The 22375-nt window shown below is 71.8% G+C and carries 19 protein-coding genes; 2 read left to right on the forward strand and 17 right to left on the reverse strand.

The window, feature by feature from the left end:
- Window positions 1-2: 2 nt before the first annotated feature.
- From AB4Z14_RS19165 to AB4Z14_RS19245, 17 genes are all read right to left on the reverse strand, one after another.
- Window positions 3-1256 (reverse strand): RNA polymerase sigma factor, encoded by a 1254-nt coding sequence (locus AB4Z14_RS19165; protein ID WP_442276593.1) that lies wholly within the window; start codon window positions 1254-1256, stop codon window positions 3-5.
- Between the two features lie 13 nt (window positions 1257-1269).
- Window positions 1270-1653, reverse strand: a complete 384-nt coding sequence (locus AB4Z14_RS19170) for a YciI family protein (RefSeq protein ID WP_056778950.1) — start codon at window positions 1651-1653, stop codon at window positions 1270-1272.
- 116 nt (window positions 1654-1769) lie between these two features.
- Window positions 1770-2141, reverse strand: a complete 372-nt coding sequence (locus AB4Z14_RS19175) for a VOC family protein (protein WP_442276594.1) — start codon at window positions 2139-2141, stop codon at window positions 1770-1772.
- 33 nt (window positions 2142-2174) lie between these two features.
- Window positions 2175-3185, reverse strand: a complete 1011-nt coding sequence (locus AB4Z14_RS19180) for a sugar phosphate isomerase/epimerase family protein (protein WP_442276595.1) — start codon at window positions 3183-3185, stop codon at window positions 2175-2177.
- A 65-nt stretch (window positions 3186-3250) separates the two neighbouring features.
- Window positions 3251-4663 carry an alkaline phosphatase family protein gene (locus tag AB4Z14_RS19185; protein WP_442276596.1) on the reverse strand — a complete coding sequence of 471 codons (1413 nt, stop codon included), beginning with the start codon at window positions 4661-4663 and terminating at the stop codon, window positions 3251-3253.
- Window positions 4660-5859 (reverse strand): metabolite traffic protein EboE, encoded by a 1200-nt coding sequence (gene eboE / locus AB4Z14_RS19190; protein ID WP_442276597.1) that lies wholly within the window; start codon window positions 5857-5859, stop codon window positions 4660-4662. Before eboE ends, AB4Z14_RS19185 begins: the two co-directional genes overlap by 4 nt.
- A gap of 3 nt (window positions 5860-5862) precedes the next feature.
- Window positions 5863-6750, reverse strand: a complete 888-nt coding sequence (locus tag AB4Z14_RS19195; RefSeq protein WP_442276598.1) for a TatD family hydrolase — start codon at window positions 6748-6750, stop codon at window positions 5863-5865.
- A gap of 9 nt (window positions 6751-6759) precedes the next feature.
- A complete protein-coding gene (locus AB4Z14_RS19200) occupies window positions 6760-7335 on the reverse strand; it encodes an EboA domain-containing protein (protein ID WP_442276599.1) in 576 nt (191 codons plus the stop codon).
- The gene (locus AB4Z14_RS19205) at window positions 7332-8186 is read right to left on the reverse strand and encodes a sugar phosphate isomerase/epimerase family protein (RefSeq protein WP_442276600.1); all 855 of its coding nucleotides are present in this window, start codon (window positions 8184-8186) and stop codon (window positions 7332-7334) included. Before AB4Z14_RS19205 ends, AB4Z14_RS19200 begins: the two co-directional genes overlap by 4 nt.
- On the reverse strand, window positions 8183-9094 hold the full coding sequence (locus AB4Z14_RS19210; RefSeq protein ID WP_442276601.1) for an SCO3242 family prenyltransferase: 912 nt from the start codon (window positions 9092-9094) through the stop codon (window positions 8183-8185). Before AB4Z14_RS19210 ends, AB4Z14_RS19205 begins: the two co-directional genes overlap by 4 nt.
- On the reverse strand, window positions 9076-10221 hold the full coding sequence (locus tag AB4Z14_RS19215) for an inositol-3-phosphate synthase (protein ID WP_442276602.1): 1146 nt from the start codon (window positions 10219-10221) through the stop codon (window positions 9076-9078). The genes AB4Z14_RS19210 and AB4Z14_RS19215 overlap by 19 nt, the downstream gene beginning before the upstream one ends.
- A 77-nt stretch (window positions 10222-10298) precedes the next feature.
- Window positions 10299-13643, reverse strand: coding sequence for a PQQ-dependent sugar dehydrogenase (locus AB4Z14_RS19220; protein WP_442276603.1), 3345 nt, complete (start codon window positions 13641-13643; stop codon window positions 10299-10301).
- 122 nt (window positions 13644-13765) lie between these two features.
- The gene (locus tag AB4Z14_RS19225; protein ID WP_442276604.1) at window positions 13766-14878 is read right to left on the reverse strand and encodes a sugar phosphate isomerase/epimerase family protein; all 1113 of its coding nucleotides are present in this window, start codon (window positions 14876-14878) and stop codon (window positions 13766-13768) included.
- A gap of 95 nt (window positions 14879-14973) precedes the next feature.
- Window positions 14974-16206, reverse strand: coding sequence for a Gfo/Idh/MocA family protein (locus tag AB4Z14_RS19230; RefSeq protein ID WP_442276605.1), 1233 nt, complete (start codon window positions 16204-16206; stop codon window positions 14974-14976).
- Window positions 16207-16312: 106 nt separating this feature from the next.
- Entirely contained in the window at window positions 16313-17374 is a 1062-nt protein-coding gene (locus AB4Z14_RS19235; RefSeq protein ID WP_442276606.1) for a substrate-binding domain-containing protein, read from the reverse strand.
- Window positions 17375-17454: 80 nt separating this feature from the next.
- A complete protein-coding gene (locus AB4Z14_RS19240) occupies window positions 17455-18543 on the reverse strand; it encodes an ABC transporter permease (protein WP_442276607.1) in 1089 nt (362 codons plus the stop codon).
- Window positions 18540-20024 (reverse strand): sugar ABC transporter ATP-binding protein, encoded by a 1485-nt coding sequence (locus AB4Z14_RS19245; RefSeq protein ID WP_442276608.1) that lies wholly within the window; start codon window positions 20022-20024, stop codon window positions 18540-18542. Before AB4Z14_RS19245 ends, AB4Z14_RS19240 begins: the two co-directional genes overlap by 4 nt.
- Window positions 20025-20177: 153 nt before the next feature.
- Here AB4Z14_RS19245 and AB4Z14_RS19250 point away from each other — a divergent pair, with 153 nt between their 5' ends.
- Window positions 20178-21383, forward strand: a complete 1206-nt coding sequence (locus tag AB4Z14_RS19250; protein WP_442276609.1) for an ROK family protein — start codon at window positions 20178-20180, stop codon at window positions 21381-21383.
- Window positions 21384-21525: 142 nt separating this feature from the next.
- A complete protein-coding gene (locus tag AB4Z14_RS19255) occupies window positions 21526-22338 on the forward strand; it encodes an HAD-IIA family hydrolase (RefSeq protein WP_442276610.1) in 813 nt (270 codons plus the stop codon).
- Window positions 22339-22375: the final 37 nt, after the last annotated feature.

Here is a 22375-nt window from a genome sequence, read left to right on the forward strand (position 1 = left end):
GGTTACCGCCGGTCATCTGTCCGCGCCGCAGCTCCGGCAGCTCTGGCGGCACGGGCCAGCAGGTGGCGCGACTCGGGCCCGTTGTCGCTGAGCCCGGCGGCCCGGTCCCACTCGGTGGCCGACTCCGGCCACCGCGCGAGACGACCGAGCAGCTCGGCCCGCACGACGTGGAAGGCGACGTAGCCGTCGAGGTCCAGACGCTCGAGGAGGGCGAGCGCGGCCTGTGGACCGTCGAGCTCGGCGACGGCGACGGCCCGGTTGAGCCGCACGACGTCGGTCGGCGCGAGGCGCAGCAGGTGGTCGTAGAGCGCGACGACCTGGGACCAGTCGGTCTCCGCCGCGGTCCGGGCATCCGTGTGCACGGCGTTGATCGCGGCCTGGAGCTGGTACGGGCCGGGGGCGCCGCGCCGCAGGCACCGGTGCACCAGCGCCTGGCCCTCGTCGACGAGCGCGCGGTCCCAGAGGGAGCGGTCCTGCTCCGCCAGGACGACGAGCTCGCCCGCGGCATCCGTGCGCGCCGGGCGCCGGGCCTCGGTCAGCAGCATGAGGGCCAGCAGGCCCGCGGCCTCCGGCTCGTCGGGCATCAGCTCGACGAGCACCCGGGCCAGCCGGATCGCCTCGGCGGCGAGGTCCGGTCGCCCGAGGTCGGCGCCGGCGGTGGCCGTGTGACCCTCGGTGAAGACGAGGTAGAGCACGGCGAGGACCGAGGCGAGCCGGGCGGGCAGGTCCTCGTCGCGCGGCACCCGGTAAGGGATGCCGGCCGAGCGGATCTTGCTCTTGGCCCGGACGATCCGCTGGGCCATCGTCGACTCCGGCACGAGGAAGGCGTGCGCGATCTCGGGTGTCGTCAGGCCGCCCAGCAGCCGGAGCGTCAGCGCGATCTGGGCCTCCCGCGAGAGGGCGGGGTGGCAGCAGGTGAAGACGAGGCGCAGTCGTTCGTCCTTCACGGGTCCCTCCTGCGTCGCAGCGGTGTTCTCGTCGGCGGCGTGCAGGGCGAGCGCCTCCGTGTGGCGGGCCTCCCGCGTCGCCTCCCGGCGCAGCCGGTCGATGGCCCGGCGCCGCGCGGTCGTGATGATCCAGCCGGCGGGACTCGGCGGCATACCGTCGCGGGGCCAGCGCTCCACGGCCACGGTGAACGCGTCCTGGACGGCGTCCTCGGCGAGGTCGATGTCACCGAGCGCGCGGATGAGCACGGACACCGCACGGCCGTGCTCGGCGCGGAAGACCCGCGCGATGTCCGCGCCCGAGACCGTCATGACGTGCGGGCCGTCACTGGTCGGTCGGCGCCTGGCCGGGGTCGCCGTCGCCCTGGAACGGGCGGACCTCGACGGGCAGGCCCGTGGCTCCGGCGATCCGCTCGGCCCAGCCGAGGACGACGTCGTAGTCGTCGGAGCGCAGGATCGTCAGGCCGCCCAGGTGCTCCTTCGCCTCGGCGAACGGCCCGTCGGTGAGGACGGCGTCGGCCACCCCGTCGCGCGGTCGGCGGATCGTCGTGGCGCTGGCCTGGTCGGCGAGGCCGCCGGCGAACACCCAACCCCCGGCCGCGCGGATGTCGGCGTTGACGACCTCGAGGTCGGCCATGACCGTCGTGAGGTCGAGGTCCTCCGGCGGCGGCCCGTCGGGCGAGAAGAGGCTGATGAGGTAGGTCTTCACGATGATCTCCTCCTGCCGGCGCTGCCGGCTGGTCGGTGGTGCACCCGGTGTGCACCCTGCACCACCTACACGAAAGGGGTCACCCGGAATCGACAGATCGCCCGGTCACGCGTCGGTCAGCCGCGCGGTCGCTGCTCGACGAGTCCGACGAGGTTGCCCTCGGAGTCGACGACGAACGCCATCCACTCGTCGGTGCCGGCCGGCCCGAGGGTGTCGTCGTCGTGGCCGAAGATGACGTGCGGCTCGCCGCGCACCTCGACGCCGGCCACCCGCAGACGCTCGACCGTGGCGTCGATGTCGTCGACCCGCAGGTAGTGCAGGGCGCTCGGCGCGCCCGCGTCGAGGAGCAGCCGTACGCCGCCGACGTCGAAGAAGACGAGCCCCGGAGGGTCGAACGTCGCGAGCGGCTCGGACCCGAGCAGCTCGCGGTAGAAGGCGGTGGCCCGGACGAGGTCGTCGGCGTGCTGGGCGATCTGGACGAGTCCCATGCCCCGACGGTAGACCCGCCGGGGCCGCGGGCGTCAGTCCTTCGAGCTGCTGAACGCCGCGTCGAAGGAGGCGGTCGGGCGCTCGAAGTTGAGGCCCCGGACGTACTCGAGCGCGCCGGGTGCGCCGACCAGGCGGTCCATGCCGGCGTCCTCCCACTCGATCGAGATCGGCCCGTCGTAGCCGATCGCGTTGAGGGTGCGGAAGCAGTCCTCCCACGGCACGTCCCCGTGACCCGTCGACACGAAGTCCCAGCCGCGCCGCGGGTCGCCCCACGGCAGGTGCGAGCCGAGACGACCGTTGCGGCCGTTGCCGATCCGTTTGCGGGTGTCCTTGCAGTCGACGTGGTAGATCCGGTCCTTGAAGTCCCAGATGAAGCCGGCCGGATCGAGGTCCTGCCACACCATGTGGCTCGGGTCCCAGTTGAGGCCGAACGCCTCGCGGTGCCCGATCGCCTCGAGCGTCGCGACGGTGCTCCAGTAGTCGTAGGCGATCTCGCTCGGGTGCACCTCGTGGGCGAACTTCACGCCCACCTCGTCGAAGACGTCGAGGATCGGGTTCCAGCGTCGGGCGAAGTCGGCGTAGCCCGCCTGGATGACGTCGTCACCCACGGGCGGGAACATCGCGACGTACTTCCAGATCGCCGACCCCGTGAAGCCGATGACGGTGTCGACGCCGAGCTTCGCCGCCGCGCGGGCCGTGTCGGCCATCCGCTCGGCCGCTCGCTGCCGCACGCCCTCGGGGTCGCCGTCGCCCCAGACGGCCGTGGGCAGGATGTCCTGGTGCCGCTGGTCGATGGGGTCGTCGCAGACGGCCTGGCCGACGAGGTGGTTCGAGATGGCCCAGACCTTCAGGCCGTGCCGCTCGAGGATCTCGCGACGTGACTCGATGTAGCCGTCCTCGGAGAGGGCCCGGTCGACCTCGAAGTGGTCGCCCCAGCAGGCGATCTCGAGACCGTCGTAGCCCCACTCCCCCGCGAGGCGGCACACCTCCTCGAAGGGCAGGTCGGCCCACTGTCCGGTGAAGAGCGTGATCGGTCGAGCCATCGTGGATCTCCTTGCTGCTGTGACGAGCTGGGTCAGTGGTGGGTCAGTGGTGGGTCAGTGGTGGGTCAGTGGTGGGTCGCGACGACCGTGACGCCGGCGGCCTCGAGGACGAGGTCGTGGACGTCGGCTGCCGCCACCGTCTCACGGCGCAGGCCCGCGTCGGAGGTGATGACGACGGGTCCGTCCACCGGGTCCGCGGGCAGCCGCCCGTGGCTGCCGCGCACCCACCGGGGGTCGAGCGGGACGACCGTCATGGCATACCGCAGGCCGAGCTTCTTGCGCACGAGCCCGAGCCCGGCCCGCGCCTTCGCCGAGCGGTCGGCAGGGTCGAAGAAGAGCTCGGCCGGGTCGTAGCCGGGCTTGCGGTGGATCTCGACGCCACGCGCGAAGTCGGGCGCGCGCTCGTCGTCGAGCCAGTAGTAGTAGGTGAACCACGCGCGCGGCTCCGCCACGAGGACGAGGTCGCCGCTGCGCTCGTGGTCGAGGCCGTATGCCGCCTGGCCGGCCCGGTCGAGCACCTGGTCGACGCCGGGGGTCGCCTCGAGCAGCGCGCGCACCTCGTCGAGACGGTCGGCGTCCTTGACGTAGACGTGGGCGACCTGGTGGTCGGCGACGGCGAAGGCCGCCGATGCCCACGGGTCGAGGTACTCCATGCCGGCCTGGGTGTGGACCTCGAGCAGGCCGGCCCGTCGCAGCACGCGGTTGACGTCGACGGGCTCGTCGACGGCGGTGATGCCGTACTCGCTGACGACCACCACGCTGACGCCGAGGCGTTCGGCGTCGTCGAGCAGCGGCGTCAGGGCGGCGTCGAGCTCGCGCGCCGCGGCGCGGGCCTCGGGCGACTCCGGGCCGAAGCGCTGCAGGTCGTAGTCGAGGTGCGGCACGTAGGAGAGCGTCAGGTCGTGCTCGGGCATCAGGAGGCGGGTCGCTTCGATGATCCAGCGGGACGACGCGATCGACGCGGTGGGGCCCCAGTAGTGGAAGAGCGGGAAGGCGCCGAGCCGGTCGGTGAGCCGGTCGTGGAGGGCCGCAGGGCGCGTGTAGCAGTCGGGCGACTTGCGACCGTCGGCGTGGTACACCGGGCGCGGCGTGACGACGGAGTCGACGTCCATGCCCATGGCGTACCACCAGCAGACGTTGGCGACCGTGGCTCCGGGGTGCCGGCGGCGCAGGGCGTGCCAAACCTTCTCCCCCTCGACGAGCGCGTGGTGCTGGCGCCAGAGGAAGACCTCGCCGAGGTCGCGGAAGTACCAGCCGTTGCCGACGGCCCCGTGGTCGGCGACGGGCCGACCGGTGAGCATCGTCGACTGCACCGAGCACGTGACGGCGGGCAGCACGGTCCCGAGCGACGACTGCCAGCCGGAGCCGGCGAGCCGGGAGAGGCGTGGCATGTCGGCGAGCGCGCGCGGGGTCAGGCCGACGACGTCGAGGAGCAGGACCTTCGCGGGCTGTGTGGTCGGGGTGCTCGGGGTGGTCATGGGGACTCCTTGAGGCCGAGGTCGATGAGGGTGTCGCGCAGCCAGGCGAGCTCGCCGGCGATGCTCACGGCGAGGGCCGCGTCGTCGGTCGGGCGCACCGCCTCGGGCACGACGGTCCACGTGTAGGTCTCCACCTCGAGGTGGTCCGTCAGGGCCGTGTCACCGCCGACGAGGACGTCGAGCGAGTGCCGGAGGTCGCCGGTCGTCGCGGAGAGCGGCGGCTCGGGGGCGTGGTCGAGCGGCACGTGGAAGTGGACCCGCCACGGACGCTCGGTGCCACCCGGGCACGGGTCGAGGGGGCGCGGGCCGCCGAGCGCGTCGCCGAGGTCGTCCCGGGCCCGCAGCTGGTGGCCCTCGCCCGGCTGGCCCGGCGAGCGGGTCTGGTGCAGGAAGCGGTCCTCGTCGAAGGCGGCGAGGGCGCTGCGGGTGGCGTCGTCTGCGGGGTGCTCGACGTGGAGCGCGGCGGACACCTGGGCCTTGACGACCCGACGACCAGCGGCGGCCAACCGGGGCACGGCGACCGCAGCGTCCTCGAAGCCGACCGCGAGGTGGCAGAGGTCGAGGCAGACCCCGAGCACCTCCTCGTCCCAGCCCGCCATCCGGTCGACGAGCTCGGTCGTCGTCTCGATGACGCAACCCGGCTCGGGCTCGAGGCCGACGCGGATCTCGCGGCCGGTGCGGTCGCGCAGCGCGTGGAGGTGGTCGGCGAGCCGGTCGAGCTGTTCGGCGGCGAGGACCTGCCGGTCGCCGAACCACGGGTGCCGCCACCCGAGGGGAAGCGTCGAGATGCTGCCCCGTGCGGCGCCGTCGGGCAGCAGGCGGGCGAGCACCTCGGTGAGGTCGGTCGTGTAGGCGAGGCGGGCCGGCTCGGTCCAGTCGGGGTGGTAGACGCGGTGCTTGACGACCTCGTCCTGGAAACCGCGGTAGGGGAAGCCGTTGAGGGTGACGACCTCGAGACCTCGCTCGTCGAGGGCTGCACGGAGCAGGTCGGTCTGGCGCGGGTCGTCGGCGAGCCCGCGCGCGACCGGCGCGCTGAGCCACAGGCCGAGCCCGAGGAGGTCTGCGCCGAGGTGGTGGCGCACGGGCAGGGCGAAGCGGTCGAGCTGCCCGATGATCGTGTCGAGGTCCTCACCCGGATGGACGTTGGTGCAGTAGGCGACGTGGACGGTCTGGCCGTCGGCGTGGAGCAGGCGCACGACTCACTCCCTCGCGCCGCGGAGCACGGAGTTGCCCAGGAACGTCGCACCGGCCCCGACGAGGTCGCCCGGCTCGGTCTCGCCGGGCGCGTCCGTCTCGGGCAGCTCGAGGCGACCGCTCCGGCCGTAGAACTCGCCGGGGTTGCGCCACAGCACCCGGTCGACGTCGTCGGCCGTGTAGCCCGCGGCGAGCATCGTCTCGGCGACGCGTCGGGTCTTGAGCGGGTCGCTGTTTCCCCAGTCCGCGGCCGAGTTGACGATCATCCGGTCGAGGCCATAGCGGCGAAGGATCTCGACCATGCGGTGCTCGTCCATCTTCGTGTCCGGGTAGACGGAGAAACCCATCCAGCAACCGGACTCGGCCACGACCCCGACCGTCATCTCGTTGAGGTGGTCGACGAGGACGGCCCCGGGCTCGAGCGCCGACTCGCGCACGACGTCGAGCGTGCGTCGGGTGCCGGCGAGCTTGTCGCGGTGCGGCGTGTGCACGAGCGCCGGCAGCCCGTGCTCGGCGGCGAGCCCGAGCTGGACGGCGAAGACGTCGTCCTCCTCCGGTGTCATCGAGTCGTAGCCGAGCTCGCCGACCGCCACAACGCGGTCCTTGGCGAGGTAGCGCGGCAGGACGTCGAGCACCTCCCGGCAGCGGGCGTCATTGGCCTCCTTGGGATTGAGGCCGATCGTCGCGTGGTGCGCGATGCCGTACTGCGACGCGCGGAACGGCTCCCACCCGAGGAGCGCGTCGAAGTAGTCGCAGAAGGAGCCGACGTTCGTGCGCGGCTGGCCGAGCCAGAACGAGGGCTCGACGACGGCGCGGACACCGGCGGCGTGCATGCGCTGGTAGTCGTCGGTCGTCCGGGACGTCATGTGGATGTGGGGGTCGAAGATGCGCACGGCTGCTCCTCAGTCGGCTCGGTGGGCAAGGGAGAGGTCGAGGACCGTTCGGGCGTCCGGGGGCACGACGCGACCGGCGGCCTCGCGCTCGGCGGCGTAGTCGCGCACCATGCGGGCCAGCTCGTCGTCGGCGCGGTCCGCCAGGCCGGCCACCCGCTCGACGGGGATGCCGGTGAAGAGGACCTTGAGCACCGCCTGGCGCCAGGCGTCGGCGTCGAGGTGCGCGGCGGCATACGGCCCGAGGGCGGCGGCGACAAGGCGGGTGTCGTTGGTGCGCAATGCGTCTCGCACGATCGGGAGCGCCGCGTCCCCGATGGCGTTGGCGCGTCCCGGGGCGTCCAGGGCGGGCAGCGCGAGCAGGACAGCGCGCCGCTCGGCCGCGTCGCCGTGGTCGTACACACGGCGCACGGCGTCGATGACGGATGCCGCCGGGCCGGGCACCGCCATCAGCAGCGCCTCGCGGACGGCGTCCCCGTCGAGACCCTCGCAGGCCGCGGTGCGTGCGGCCGCGGGGAAGTGCCGCTCGAGGCTTGTGGGATCGGACGCCACCTGGGCGATCGCGTCCTGCGTGGTCACCGGGCTCATCGGCCCACCTCCTGGGGTTGTCGGGCGGCGTCGCGGAGGAACTCGAGGCTGGACGCGGCGAGCGACGGAGCGGCGTGCGAGTGGCGGGGCAGCTCGACCGCCACGAGGCCGGCGAACTCGATGGCCTCGAGCGCGGCGAGCACCGGGGGGAAGTCCACCTCACCCTCCCCGAAAGGCAGGTGCTCGTGGACGCCGCGCCGCATGTCGTCGATCTGGACGTTGGCGACGAGGTCACCGGCGCCGAGGATGCAGGCTGCGGGTTCGGCGTCCTCGGTGCAGCGCAGGTGACCGACGTCGATCGTCAGGCGCAGCCGCTCGGGTGAGCCGAGGCGACGCCGCAGCTCGAGCACGTCGGCGATGCGCTCGAGGAACATCCCCGGCTCCGGCTCGAGGGCGAGGTCGACACCGTGGGAGTCGGCAACGGGCAGCAGGGCCGCGACGCCGGCCTCGACACGGGACCACAGCTCGTCCCGACTCGCGCCGCCCGGTGCGATGCCGCTCCAGCACGACACGGTGGGAGAGCCGACCTCGGCGGCGACGCGGATCGCTCTCTCCAGCAGGTCGATCCGGCGGGCCCGTCCGGTGTCGCTGACGAGCGTCGGCTCGTGCTTTCGGCGGGGGTCGAGCACGTAGCGGGCACCGGTCTCGACGACGACGGCGAGGCCGTGACGCTCCAGCAGGGCACCGACGCGGGCGGCGCGGCCGGCCAGGTCGGGTGCGAAGGGGTCGAGGTGGGCGTGGTCGAGGGTCAGGGCGACGCCGTCGTAGCCGAGCTCGGCGAGGAGGGCGAGCGCGTCCTCGAGCCGGTGGTCGGTGAAGCCGTTGAGGCCGTAGCCGAGACGGAGGCTCATGTCGCGGACACCCGCCTCATGGCTGCCGCGCCCACCGGTGCGGACGCGGCGAGACCGAGGGCGGCCGCATGGTGGCCAGTCGCCGCGAGGGCCGCGCCCTGGAGCGGCACGAGGCCGCGGATGCCGGCGCCCGTGGCCCGGCGCACCGTGCCGGCGTCGGGGGTGCGCGCGGCGGTGAGCTGGGCGCGGAGGACGCCCACGGCATACGCCCCCGTGAGGGCCACGGAGACCGCGGCGCCGAGCGCTCCCCCAGCGCGTCCGCGACCGGACGCGGGGACCTGTCGCAGCGCCGAGGCCGTGGCGACGAGCGCCGTCGCGGCGACGCAGGCCCGGGCGACACCGGTCGAGCCGCCGTGGACCTCGCCGCGGCTCAGGGCCGTGACGCCGGCGGTGTGGACGGCGACGAGGGTGGCCGGGACGGCGGCGGCACGTAGGCCGGGCAGTCCGCCGGCACTAGCGCCGAGGAGCACGTCGAGCCCGCGCGTCGAGGCCATCGTGGCGACACTGACCGGCCCCTGCTTCGGGGACAGGTCGTAGGCCCAGACCGCTGCGGCGAGCACGGCGGCCGTCATGGCCGATCGACGCCCGCCCGCCGCCGCGGCAACGGCGACACCGGTGGCGGTGAGGCCGGTGGCGACGGCGAGCGCCGTGCGCGCCGGTACACGGCCGGACGGGATGGGTCGCTCCGGGCGCTCGACGGCGTCCGTGCGCCGGTCGGCCCAGTCGTTGAGCGCCATCCCCGCCCAGTAGAGGCACGTCGACGCGACCGGCAGCGCCGCCGAGCGTGCACCCGCCGGCCAGCCCGCGCTCGCCGCACCCGCGAGGGTGTCGCCGGGCACGGTGAGCGCGGCCGGTGCACGCACCAGCTCGACGAGGTCGCGCAGGGTCGTCACGACGCGGTCGCCCACTCCGTCAGGAGCCGCTGCTGCTCGAAGAGGCGGTGCTCGTCGGAGCCGACCGGGTCCTTGAAGAAGAAGCCGAGGGCCGGGAGCGGCCCGACCTCGCCACGCCGCAGGGCGAGGTCGGCGAGGCGCGCGAGGTCGATGACGAGCGGCGCGGCGAGGGCCGAGTCGCAGCCCTGCCAGGTGAACTGCATCGACATCCGCGTGCCGAGGAAGCCGGAGAAGGTCAGGTGGTCCCAGGCCGTCTTCCAGTCGCCGAGGTCGGCGATGTTGTCGATGTGGACCGGGCCGTCGACGGGGTGGCCGAGCATGGCCTCGAGGCCGCGGGCCTTGCTACGTGCCTTGCTCTCCATCGCCTCGGGGTCGGCGAGCGTGGCGCCGTCACCGCCGCCGAGAAGGTTCGTGCCGGCCCAGGAGCGGACCCGCAGCGAGCGCGCGGCGAACATCGGCGCGAGGACCGACTTGACGAGCGTCTCGCCCGTCTTGCCGTCGCTGCCACCCCACGGTACGCCGTGGCGCTCGGCCAGCTGCTGGAGCGCCGGCAGGCGGGCTCCCGTCGAGGGGGTGAAGTCGACGAAGGCAGCGTCGGCGGTGAAGGCGGCCGCGGCGTAGACGGCGCTCGGTGGGAGCGGGGACTCGCCTGCGACCCAAGCCTGCTCGAGCGCGTCGAGAGAGGCGTGCGCCGGGTCGTCGGTGACGACCGGCTCGGTGGAGCTGACGTTGACGACCACGACGCGTGTCAGCGACTCGGCCTGTGCGAAGGCGCGGATGTCGCCGGCAAGCCGGTCGACGGCGTCGGCCTGACGCTCCTCGTCGTCCCGGTGTCCGTGGCGGATCCGGCTGCAGACGCGGTCGAGCTCGTCGGAGGCGAGCGCGAGAGCGGTGTGTGGGATGACGCCGGCATCGGCGAGCTGCGCCGCGCGCTTGACGAGCGGCACCTCGGCGACGTCATGGCCGCCGACGACGAGGTGGTCGAGCGGGACGAGGCCGGCGCCGGCCAGGTCGGGCTGCTCGGTGACGAGCCCGTCGGGCCCGGCCCCGCCGGCGGTGATGAGGGCGAGGCCGGTGGCGACGGTCGTGGCGACCGAGCCGCGCGCGCCGACGAGCCAGAGTCCGGTTCGTTCGTCCGTCATGGTCCTTCTCCTCTACGTGGTGGGGCCGGTGGCCCGGCGGCGGGGGCGTGTGCCCGCCGCCGGGCCACCGGGATGGGTCAGCGCAGCGAGGCGATGACCGCGTTGGCGTCGCGCTGCAGGGCGGCCGAGGCCGCCGCGTCGCGGACGTTGGAGCTGGACTTCGCTGCTGCGACGAAGCCCTCGAGCTGCGAGACGGCTGCGCTCGTGCGGCCACCCGCGATGTGCTTCTCCGCCTGCTGGAGCCGCTTCTCGAGTGCCTTCTCGCCGGACGGGGTGACGAGACCCTCGCGGGCCAGTCGCTCCGTCAGCGCCGTCAGGGTGAGGATCGAGGTCGTCGTGGTGAACGTCCTCGTCGTCGTCGTGACGAGACCGGCCTTGTCCTTCGCCGTGACGACGAGGGCGTGGCTGCCGAGCGGCAGCGTCCACAGCGCGAGCGGCTTGTCCGCCGCGACGGCGGCGCCGTCGACGGTGGCCGCCACGGTGTCGATCCCGCTCGTGGCGTCGCTGGCCGTCCACGTGAGGTCACCCGCGTTGCCGACGGATGCACCTTCCGCGGCGCCGGACACGGCGAGCACGGGGGCCGTCTTGTCGAGCTTGACCGTCACCGAGGCGACCTGCGAGACGTTGCCGCCGTTGTCGGTGGCTCGGAAGAGCACCGTCGTCGTGCCCTCGGCCGAGATCGTCAGCGCCGTGTTGGCGTTGACCCACGTGGCCCCACCGTCGGTGGAGCGCTGGCGCGAGGCGACGGTGCCGTTGTCGGTGGCGTTGACCGTCACGGTGACGTTGCTCGTGTACCAGCCGTTCGCACCGTTCGGCGTCGCCGGGCTCAGGGTCGCCGAGACGGTGGGAGGCGTGACGTCGGCGACGCCGTCACCGGTGAAGGTGAGGGAGTCGAGCACGACTCCACCGGTGGAGGTGACGTAGAGACGCCCCGTTCCGGTGGGCTTCGACGACAGGGTCGCTGCCGCCTCGGTCCAGCCGGAGCCGCTCACCGCGATGGTGCCGAAGGGAGCCGCGGTCGGCGAGTCCCACCGGAGCGACAGGGTGCCGGTGCCCGTGGCGCGTGCCTTCACACCGGTGATGCCCACGAGGTTCGCCGGGTCCCAGGCGAGCCAGTCACCGGCGTCGAACGAGGTGACCTTGCGCAGGCCGCTCGCCGTGTCGTCGGCCGTGATCTCCACACCCTGCGACGCGTCGGCCCACTCGGCCTCCTGCTTCTTCGGGTTGAGGATGAGCTGCTCGGTGGTGGTCGCACCCGGCAGGCCGTTCGCCCCGTTGTCGGTGTAGGTGATGACGACGACGCCGAAGATGTTCTCGGTCTCGCCGTGCTGGGTCGCGTCGGCCGGGGTCGGGATCGCGAACTGGCATCCCGTGCCCTGGCTCAGCGGGTGGGCGTGCGCGTCATGGCCCAGGCCGAAGGTCCACGAGACGCGGGAGCACACGGTCGCGGTGCCGTCCTCGGGGTCGGCGGTCGTGACGTTGAACGGCACGGCCTGGCCCCAGTCGAAGAAGGCGCCGTTGGGCGGGGTGGCGACGTTCACCGTCGGAGCGACGTTGCCGACGCTGATGACGGTGCTCGTCAGACCGTGCTTGCCCTCCGGGTCGGTGACCCGGAGCCGGGCGCTGTAGCGACCGAGGGTGGTGTAGGTGTACTGCGCAGAGGCTCCGGTCGCGTCGAAGGTGCCGTCACCGTCGAAGTCCCACTCGTAGGTGAGGGCCCCACCCTCCGGGTCGACCGATGCCGAGCCGTCGAAGGTGACGGTCAGCGGGGCGCTGCTGCTGCTCTGCGGGGTGGCCTTGATGCCGGCCTGCGGCGCCTTGTTGCCCGGCGCGTAGTCGATGCGGTAGAGACCCGCGTCGGGGTTCTGGCGGAAGAAGCCGTCGCCGTAGTCGAGGACGTAGAGCGAGCCGTCCGGGCCGAACTCGATGTCGATCGGGCTGTCGGTGATCGGCTGGCCGTTGGTCTCCAGGTCACGGTTGGGCAGGAAGTGCTGGATGTGGTTGACGGGTCCGTTGGGCCACTTCACGTCGAAGACCGCGAGGTAGTCCTGCGAGAACTCGGCGAAGAAGGCCTTCTTGTCCCAGTACGCAGGGAACTTCGTCGTCGAGGTGTTCGTGGCGTCGAAGTGGTAGACGGGTCCACCCATCGGGCCCTGGCCACCCTGCGGGTCGAAGTCGGTCAGCTCGGGCCACGGCTGGTGGGTGTTGTTGTCGCCGTAGTAGAGAGTCGGCGCCGTGGCCGGCGGCACCTGGGCGAGGCCGGTGTTCCACGTCGAGGTGTTCTTCGCGCCGGCGTCGCAGTCGAACCACGGGCCGGGGGTCGCGGTCGCGAAGTTCCACTCGTTGTAGTTGGCGTTCGGGCCGTGGCAGTAGGGCCAGCCGCCGTTGATCGGCTTGTCGATGGCCGTCGTCTGCCACTCGACGTAACCCATCGGGCCGCGCTGCGGGTCCGGGGCTCCGGCGTCGGGGCCGTAGTCACCCCAGGAGACGGAGTTCGTCGCAGGGTCGACGTCGATGCGGAACGGGTTTCGCACGCCCATGACGAAGATCTCCGGGCGCGTCTTGGGCGTGCCCGGTGCGAAGAGGTTGCCCGCCGGGATCGTGTAGGACCCGTCGGCCTCGGGGTGGATGCGCAGGATCTTGCCCCGCAGGTCGTTCGTGTTGCCGGCGCCGCGGCGCGAGTCGAAGCCGGGGTTGAAGCCGGGCGCGTTGTTGTTCGGCGCGAAGCCGTTGGCGCCCGGCGCGCTCGCCGGAGTGTTGTCACCGGTCGAGAGGTAGAGGTTGCCGTCGGCGTCGAAGTCGACGTCACCGGCGACGTGGCAGCACTGACCGCGCTGCGTCTCGACCTTGATGATGGCCTGCTCGCTCGCGAGGTCGAGCTTGTTGTTCGCGTCGTCCCACCTGAAGCGGCTCAGCTGGTTGTAACCCTTCCACTGGTCCCAGTAGGAGGCGTCAGCGCCGGCGGGCAGGCTGTTGGGCGCCGACCCTGTCGGCGTCGTCGTGACGTAGGGCGCCGTCATCGTCTTGGGCGCGTAGTAGAGGTAGACCCACTTGTTCGTCTCGAAGTCCGGGTCGAGGGTGACGGTCTGGAGGCCGTCCTCCGAGTTGTTGTAGACCGGGAGGGTGTTGACGACCTTCGTGACACCGGACACCGGGTCGACGAGGCGAACGTCGCCGTTGCGGGCGGTCGTCAGCACGCGACGGTCGGGCAGCACTGCCATGTCGATCGGCTCACCGGTGTCCTTGGTGAGCGTGATCTTCTCGTAGTTCGACCAGTCGAGCGCCGGCTCGGAGCCGTGGTCGACCCCGTCGTGCGCCTGGGCAGGGAGGGTGGCCACGGCGCCGAGCGCCGTGCAGGCGAGGACGGCTGCCGCAGTTGTGGCAACCAGCCTCCTCGCCGTGGATCGCGAAGTAGCATTCATCGGTACGTCCTTCTTGACAGAGACGGGCGAAGCCGGTCCCCGGGGAGCGCGCCGCTGCAACGGCACTGCACTCCCCGGGGGTCGGCGTTTCGTGCTTCGGGCCCCGTGGGGCAGGGACGACGTCAGCCGCGCAGCGCGGCCATGCCGTCGTAGCTGACCTTCGAGAGCTCCATCGACTGGTTCGGTGCCGTCGTCGCGTTGCCCGGGGCGGTGTCCATCTCCCACATCGGGTTGTGCGAGCCCTTGGCACCGACCCGACGCAGGAACGTCGAGTAGTCGATGTCGCCCTGGCCGAACGGGGCCATGACGTAGCCGTTGGCCTGCGTCGTGTCGATCTTGCCGTCCTTGGCGTGGAAGAGCGGGAAGCGCTTGGTCTGGGCGGCGACGACGGCGGCCGGGTCGAAGATCGACGTGACGACGGACCCGTCGGGGGCTGTGTACGTCTTGTGCTTGTACTGCGCGACGTGCGCCCAGTAGATGTCCATCTCGAGGTAGACGTGCTTCGGGTCGGTGTTGGCGAGGAAGTGCTCGAGGCGACGGATGCCGGACGACCGCGTCGGCCGACCAGTCGCGTCGAGCGGCCCGCTGTCGAGCAGGAAGCTGTAGGCGATGTCGTGGTTGTGCGTGTAGAGCTTGAGACCGTGACGGGATGCCCGCTCGCCGTAGAAGTCCCACCGCGCCGCGGCAGCCTCCCAGTCGGCGACGTAGGCGCTGCTCGTCGGGTCGCTGCCCGTGCCGATGTGGCCCATGCCGAGGATGTTGGCGATCTCGCAGGCCGTGTCGAACGCGGCGATGTTGGCGTCCGTGATCGTCGACGGGACGGAACCGTGGTTGCCCTCTGCCTGCAGGCCGAGGTTGTCCAGCCAGGCGCGCAGCTGGGTGGCACCGGCGACGGTGCCGAGGTCGGCACCGCCCTCCGCGTTGGCGTGCTGCCGGAGCCCGGCGAACTCGATCTGGCGGTAGCCGATCGAGGAGAGCTCGGTGAGCACCTCCTTGAAGCCGGAGGCGTACGGCGAGGTGAGCGGGTCGCGCCCGACCGCGTCACGCACGGTGTAGAGGATGATGCCGCGGCGAGGGGCAGGGATGAGGACGCCGTTCGCGCCGGGAGCGGCCTTGGCCGCCGTCCCGGTCAGGGTCACGGCGGCGGCGACGCCCGTCGTGGCCGCGAAGAACTGGCGACGGTTGAGGCCGAGCTTGCTGACGAGCTTGAGCGGGTTGACGTCATTGTCGTGCATGTGAGCGTGCTCCTTCAGGTGGTGACAGAGACGAGACGTGCGGTTGAGCTGAATCTCCTTGTCTTGGGGCGAGGTCGGGTGCCCCTCCGCAACGTTCAGGACATGGCCGGCGACGTCGCGTGGGCCCCGTCGATCGGGGTCCAGGACCCCTCCCGCTCCACGCTGGTCTCGACCGCCGACAGGATCCGCTGCACCTGGAGCCCGTCGGAGAAGGAAGGCCGGGGGTCGGTGCCCTCGGCGATGGCGGTCAGCAGGTCGACCGCCTGGTGGGTGAAGCCGTGCTCGTAACCGAGCACGTGACCGGGCGGCCACCAGGACGCCACGTAGGGGTGGCTGGACTCGGTGACGAGCACCCGGGTGAAGCCGGCGTCCCGGCTCGGGACGCGACCGTCGAAGACGTGCAGGACGTTCATGTCCTCGAAGTCGAAGGCGATGGAGCCCTCGGTTCCGTTGATCTCCAAGCGGATCGCGTTCTTGCGGCCGTTCGCGAAGCGGGTCGCCTCGAAGGTCGCGAGGGCCCCTCCGCTCATCCTCGACACGAGGACCGCGGCATCGTCGACGGTCACCGGTCCCGTGGTGGCCGAGCCGTTCTGGGCGGCCGAGGCGCTGATGCCGCCGGTGCCCACGGTCGTCGGGTCGGCGATCGGACGCTCGCGGACGAAGGTCTCGGTGAGCGCGCTGACACCCGTGAGGTGCTCGCCCGTCACGAACTGGGCGAGGTCGACGATGTGCGCTCCGATGTCGCCGAGCGCCCCGGAGCCGGCGCGCTCCTTCTGGAGCCGCCAGGTGAGCGGTGACTGCGGGTCGACGAGCCAGTCCTGCAGGTAGGCGCCACGGACGTGGAGGATGCGGCCGAGCCGTCCCTCCTCGACGAGGCGACGCGCATACGCGATGGCCGGGACCCGGCGATAGGTGAAGCCCACCATCGAGCGGACCCCCCGCGACCGGGCCGCCTCGGCGGCCACGACCATCGCCTCGGCCTCCCCGACCGAGTTGGCGAGGGGCTTCTCGCAGAGCACGTGCTTGCCTGCCTCGAGGGCGGCGACCGCGATCTCGGCGTGGGTGTCGCCCGGCGTGCAGATGTCGATGATGTCGATGTCGTCACGCTCGAGCAGGCGCCGCCAGTCGGTCTCGACCGACGCCCAGCCGAAGCGGTCGGCCGTGTCCCGGGCGGCCGCCTCGTTGCGCCCGGCCACGGCGACGAGACCCGGCGCGGCCGGCACGTCGAAGTAGCTGCGCACGTTGCGCCAGGCCTGGGAGTGGGCCCGCCCCATGAAGGCGTAGCCGATCATCCCGACCCCGAGGGTGGGCTTGCTGGGTGTGCTCATGACGTCCTCACATCCGACGTGGGGTGGTACCGCTGACGGTTCGGTCCTGCTCGTGGGGTGCGGTGCTCGCGCCACCGGACGTGCGGTGGCGCGAGCACCGACCCGATCAGGACTCGAAGCCGAGGGGCAGGTACTGCTCGACGTTCTCCTTGGTGACCACCGGAGCGTTGAGCACGACGCGCTTGGGAACCTCGACCTGGACGAGGTCGCTCAGGCCCTTGCCCTGCGCGATGAGGCGGGCGAGCTTGATGCCGTCGGCGGCCTGGGTCGGCGGGTAGATGACCGTGGCCTCCATCTTGCCCTCCTGGATCCAGCGCATCGCGTTGGCCGAACCGGCGCCGCCGATGAAGGCCATCTCGTGCCGGTTGGCCTGGTCGAGCGCGGCCATGACGCCGACACCCTGGTCGTCGTCGTGGTTCCACAGGACGTCGATCTTGGGTGCGGCCTGGAGCAGGTTGGACGCCTGCTTCTCGCCGGACTCGACCGTGAACTCGGCCGCGACGCGGTTGTCGACGGTCTGGTTGCAGGCCTTGAGCGCGTCGGCGAAGCCCTTCGACCGGTCCTGCGTCAGGGGCAGGGCGTCGATGCCGGCGATCTCGGCGATGACCGGGTTGGACAGGTTCTTGTCCTTGACGAGCTTGCACGCGTAGGTGCCGGCCGAGACCCCCATGCCGTAGTTGTCACCCAAGACCGTCGTGCGCGCGGCGAACGGGCTCGAGAACTCACGGTCGACGTTGATGACGGGGATGCCTGCCTGCATCGCCTTGGTAGCGACCTCGGTGAGCGCGGCGCCGTCGGTCGGCAGGAGCACGATGGCGTCGACCTTGTCGTTGATGAAGGTCTCGATCTGGCTGATCTGGAGGTTCGCGTCGTTCGTGCCCTCCGCCGCCTTGAGCTCGATGTCGCTGTACTTCTTGGCCTCGGCCTGCGCCGAGCTGTTGACCGCCGCGAGCCAGCCGTGGTCGGCCGCGGGCCCGGAGAAGCCGATGACGACCTTCTTGCCGGGGGCGTCGTTGTCGCTCGAGGCGTTGGTGCCGGTCTGCTGCGTGGAGGCCGCGGGAGTCGTGGCCGGGTCGTTGCTCGTGCACCCGGCGGCGACGAGCGCCGAGCTCATGGCGATCGCCAGGACGGCGAGGCGCTTGGTCGGACGGGAGAGTGATGCGGACACGCTGACTCCTATGTGAGCGAAGATGGGTGGTGCGGTGTGTGGTGCTCTGCCGTGCTGGTGGTGCTGTCGACCGGGCCTGGCTAGCCCGACCTCGTGCGGGAGACCCGCTGCTGGAGCAGGACGGCGGCGACGATGATGGCTCCCTTGGCCACGGCCTGCGTGGAGGTGTCGAGGTTGTTGAGGGTGAAGACGTTGGTGAGCGTCGTGAAGATGAGCACGCCGAGCACCGTGCCCACGACGGTGCCGCGACCGCCGCTGAGCAACGTCCCGCCGATGACGACCGCGGCGATGGCGTCGAGCTCGTACAGCTGCCCGTGGGTGGACGACCCGGTCGTCGTGCGGGCCATGATCATGACCGCGGCGATGCCGCAGGCGATGCCGAGCAGGATGTAGAGGTACATCGTCTGGCGCTGCACCCGGATGCCGGCGAGGCGCGCAGCCTCGGGGTTGCCTCCGATGGCCAGCGTGCGGCGCCCGAAGGTCGTGCGGTTGAGCAGCACCCAGCCGACGACCGCCACGACGGCGAACATGATGACGAGGACCGGCACCCCGAGCACGCTGCCGCCGAAGAACTCGATGAAGGAACGGTCGCGGACGATCTGCGTGCGCCGCTGCGCGATGATCTCGGCGAGCCCGCGCGCGGCGGCCAGCATGGCGAGGGTGGCGATGAAGGGCGCCAACCTGCCGTACGCGATGAGCACCCCGTTGACGAGCCCGCAGGCTGCCCCGACGGCGAGGGCCGCGAAGACCATGACGATCCAGTGGACGTTGGCCGCCATCGTCTGCGTGGCGACCGTCGTGGCCCAGACGGACGACAGGGCGACGATGGCCCCGACCGACAGGTCGATGCCGCCACCCGAGATGACGAACGTCATCCCGACGCTGACGACGCCGATGACCGAGCCGTAGCGAAGGATGGTCAGGGCGTTCTCGGGGCTCGCGAACCGGTCACCGGCGGTGATGATGCCCACGATGATGAGAAGCACGAGCGCGACGACGAGGCCGGCGTTGCGGCCGAGCGGCCCCCCGAGGAAGCCGGCGATGCCGCCCGGGCGAGACGGCATACCCCCGACTGGCGGACCGTGCTCGGCCACCGGCTCGACACGCCCCGTGCGGTCGGTGCCCGGGTCCCCGGACGGCTGATCGGCCTTCGTGACGTCGGCGCTCATGCCGCGTCTCCCTTCAGGATGATGTCGAGGACGGCGTGCTCGTCGAGCTCGTCGGCCGGGCCCTCGTGACGGACGGTGCGGTCGGCGAGGACCAGCACGCGGTTGGACAGCCCCAGGACCTCGGGGATCTCGCTGGAGACGACAACGACGGCCACGCCCTCGTCGGTGAGGCGGCGGATCAGGGCGTAGATCTCGGACCGGGCGCCGACGTCGACGCCACGAGTGGGCTCGTCGAGGAGCAGCACCTTGCAGCCGCGGAGCAGCCAGCGGGCCAGGACGACCTTCTGCTGGTTGCCGCCGGAGAGGGTGCGCGACTCGCGGTGGACGCCGCGCGGCCGCACGTCGAGCGACTCGAGCAGCTCCTCGGCGGCTTCGACCTCGGCCGAGCCGTCGAGCAGGCCGCCCCGCGAGAAGCGCGGGAGCGTCGCGAGCGTGATGTTCGAGGCGAGCGAGGCGCCGAGGACGAGCGCCTGGCTCTTGCGCTCCTCGGGGCACAGGCCGATCCCAGCCGCGACCGCGGCGGCCACGGACCCGCCACGCACCACCGTGCCGTCGACGGTGACCGTGCCGCTCGTGGCCCTTCGGGCTCCGAAGATCGTCTCCACGATCTCGCTGCGTCCCGAGCCGACGAGACCTGCGAGCCCGACGACCTCCCCGGGTCGCACGTCGAAGCTGACCGAGCCGAACTCGCCGGCTCGGCTGAGGCCCTCGACACGCAGGACGGGCTCGGCGTCGACGACGACCTCGGCCTTGGGCGGGAAGACGTACTCGATGGAGCGACCCGTCATGAGTCGGATGAGCTCCTGCGTCGGGGTGGACTTGGCGTCGAGCCCGGTCGCGACCGTCTTGCCGTCCTTGAGCACCGTGACGCGGTCGCCGATCTCGCGGATCTCCTCGAGACGGTGGGAGATGTAGACGACGGCGACGCCCTGGTCGGTGACCTCGCGGATGACGCGGAAGAGCTGCGCGACCTCGCCCGCGTCGAGCACCGCGGACGGCTCGTCCATGATGATGAGCTGCGCGTCGCGGGAGAGGGCGCGGGCCATGCTGACGATCTGGCACGAGGCTGCCGAGAGGGTGCCGACCTCGGCGGCGGGCGAGATCTCGGGGTGGCCGAGACGGGCGAGCAGCCGGGCTGCCTCGCGGCGGGCGGCGATGCGCTGGGAGAACCCGAAGCGCGTGGGCTCGTGCCCGAGGAAGATGTTCTCGGCGACGGTGAGTCCCTCGACGAGGTCGAGCTCCTGGTACATCGTCGCGACGCCGAGGTCCATCGCGGCCTGCGGGTGGTGCAGGGTGACCGCCTCGCCGGCCCATTCGATGGTGCCCTCGTTGGGCTCGTGGACGCCGGCGAGCACCTTGATGAGGGTGCTCTTGCCGGCGCCGTTCTGGCCGAGCAGGCAGTGCACCTCACCGGGCTGCACGTCGAGGTCGACGCCACCCAGGGCCACGACCCCGGGAAAACGCTTGACCACGTTCGTCATTCGCAGGAGAGGGGCGCCTGCTACATCTCGCCGTCGAGATTCCATGCGTCACACCGTGACCCACTTTTGTCGGCACGTCAAGCAAAAGTTTTGACAGTGAGACACGAAAGCCGTCGCATGACATACCGAACCCGTGTGTGCTTGACTTGAAAGGTGCGTCCAGAGCCATCGTCGTCCGCGTATGCCGCCACCGCCGTGAGCGGCGCCGGCGAGCTGCTGCAGCTGCTGCGCGACGAGACGCCACGCACCCGCGCCGAGCTCGCCAAGCTCACGGGACTCGCCCGTTCGACGGTCGGCGCCCGCGTCGATGCGCTGCTCGCCACCGGCCTGCTCGCGCCGAGCGGCGAGGCGGTGAGCACCGGCGGCCGACCTCCCGTCCGCTTCGCCTTCAACCCCGTGGCCCGCGTCGTCGTCGGCGCGGACATCGGCGCGACGCACGGACGGGTCGCCCTGACCGACCTCAGCGGCCGTCCGATCTGCGAGATCGGCGAGAACCTCGACATCACCGACGGCCCCGAGGTCGTCCTCGACTGGCTCGTTGCGACGACGAGCCGCCTCCTCGAGCAGGCGGGCCGCGAGCCCCGAGACCTCATCGGCATCGGCATCGGCGTGCCCGGGCCGGTCGAGCACTCGAGCGGGCGCCCGATGCGACCGCCGATCATGCCCGGCTGGGACGGCTACGACGTGCCGGCCCACCTGCGCCGCGACTTCGACGTGCCGGTCCTCGTCGACAACGACGTCAACATCATGGCGCTCGGTGAGCACGCGGTGGCCCACCCCGACGTCGAGCACCTCCTCTTCGTCAAGGTCGCCACGGGCATCGGCGCCGGCATCATCAGCGGCGGGCGGCTCCACCGGGGCGCGGTCGGCGCCGCGGGTGACCTCGGCCATGTCGCGGCGCCGCACGCCCCCGAGGTGCTGTGCTCGTGCGGCAACGTCGGCTGTCTCGAGGCGGTCGCCAGCGGGCCGGCGATCTCCAAGGCGCTCAAGCAGATCGACATCGTCGCCGAGTCCAACAAGGACATCGTCGACCTCGTCCGCGGCGGCAACATCCCCGCCGCGCTCGCGGTGCGCCAGGCCGGTCGCACCATCGGCGAGGTGCTCGCCACGTGCGTCAGCCTGCTCAACCCCTCGGTCATCGTCATCGGCGGATCGCTGGTCCAGGCGGGCGAGAGTCTCATCGCCGGCGTGCGCGAGGTCGTCTACGGCCGCTCGCTCCCGCTCGCCACCGGCGTGCTCCAGATCGTGCCGGCCACCACGGGCGTGCAGGCCGGCGTCATCGGCGCGGCAACGATGGTCATCCAGCACGCCCTGACGGCCGACCGCGTCGACCTAGCCATCGCCCAGTCGGCGTCCTGAGCTGTCGGCTCGCTTCGCTCGCGCGTCCGGCGCTCGATGACGTCCCGCCTTCCCTCCTCGACTGGCTCGCTGCGCTCGCTTCGCTCGTCAGTCCAGGCGTGACGCACGCCGGACCTGCGGCACGGCGGCCCGACCCGCCACAATGGGGTCCATGACCGATCACCGGCCCGTCGAGACGTGGCTCACCGACATGGACGGCGTCCTCGTGCACGAGGAGGACGCGATCGCGGGCGCCGCCGAGTTCGTCACGGCCCTCAAGGAGTCCGGCCGAAGCTTCCTCGTCCTGACGAACAACTCGATCTTCACGCCGCGCGACCTGCGCGCCCGGCTGCTCCGCAGCGGCATCGACGTGCCGGAGGAGGCGATCTGGACCTCCGCCCTGGCCACGGCGCAGTTCCTCGCCGAGCAGCGACCCAGCGGATCGGCCTACGTCGTCGGCGAGGCCGGCCTGACGACGGCCATGCACGACGTCGGCTACGTCATGACCGACCGCGACCCCGACTACGTCGTGCTCGGCGAGACGCGCACCTACTCGTTCGAGGCCATCACCCGCGCGATTCGCCTCATCGAGAAGGGTGCCCGCTTCATCGCGACGAACCCTGACCCGAGCGGACCCAGCCCCGCTGGCACGCTCCCCGCGACCGGATCGGTCGCCGCCCTCATCTCGACCGCGACGGGCCGCCAGCCCTACTACATCGGCAAGCCGAACCCGCTCATGATGCGCAGCGCCCTCAACCGCCTCGACGCGCACTCCGAGACGACGATCATGGTCGGCGACCGGATGGACACCGACATCATCAGCGGGCTCGAGGCGGGCCTCCGCACCGTTCTCGTCCTCACCGGTTCGACGAGTCGGGAGCAGGTCGAGCACTTCCCCTACCGTCCGAGCCGCATCGTCGACTCCGTCGCCGACCTCGTGCGCTTCGTCGCGCACGAGGACTCCCAGCAGCACTGAGCCGCAAGTGAGCCCACGACGACGTATGCCGTCACGC

It is taken from the genome of Terrabacter sp. 2TAF16 (assembly GCF_052115065.1).
GTDB lineage: Bacteria > Actinomycetota > Actinomycetes > Actinomycetales > Dermatophilaceae > Terrabacter.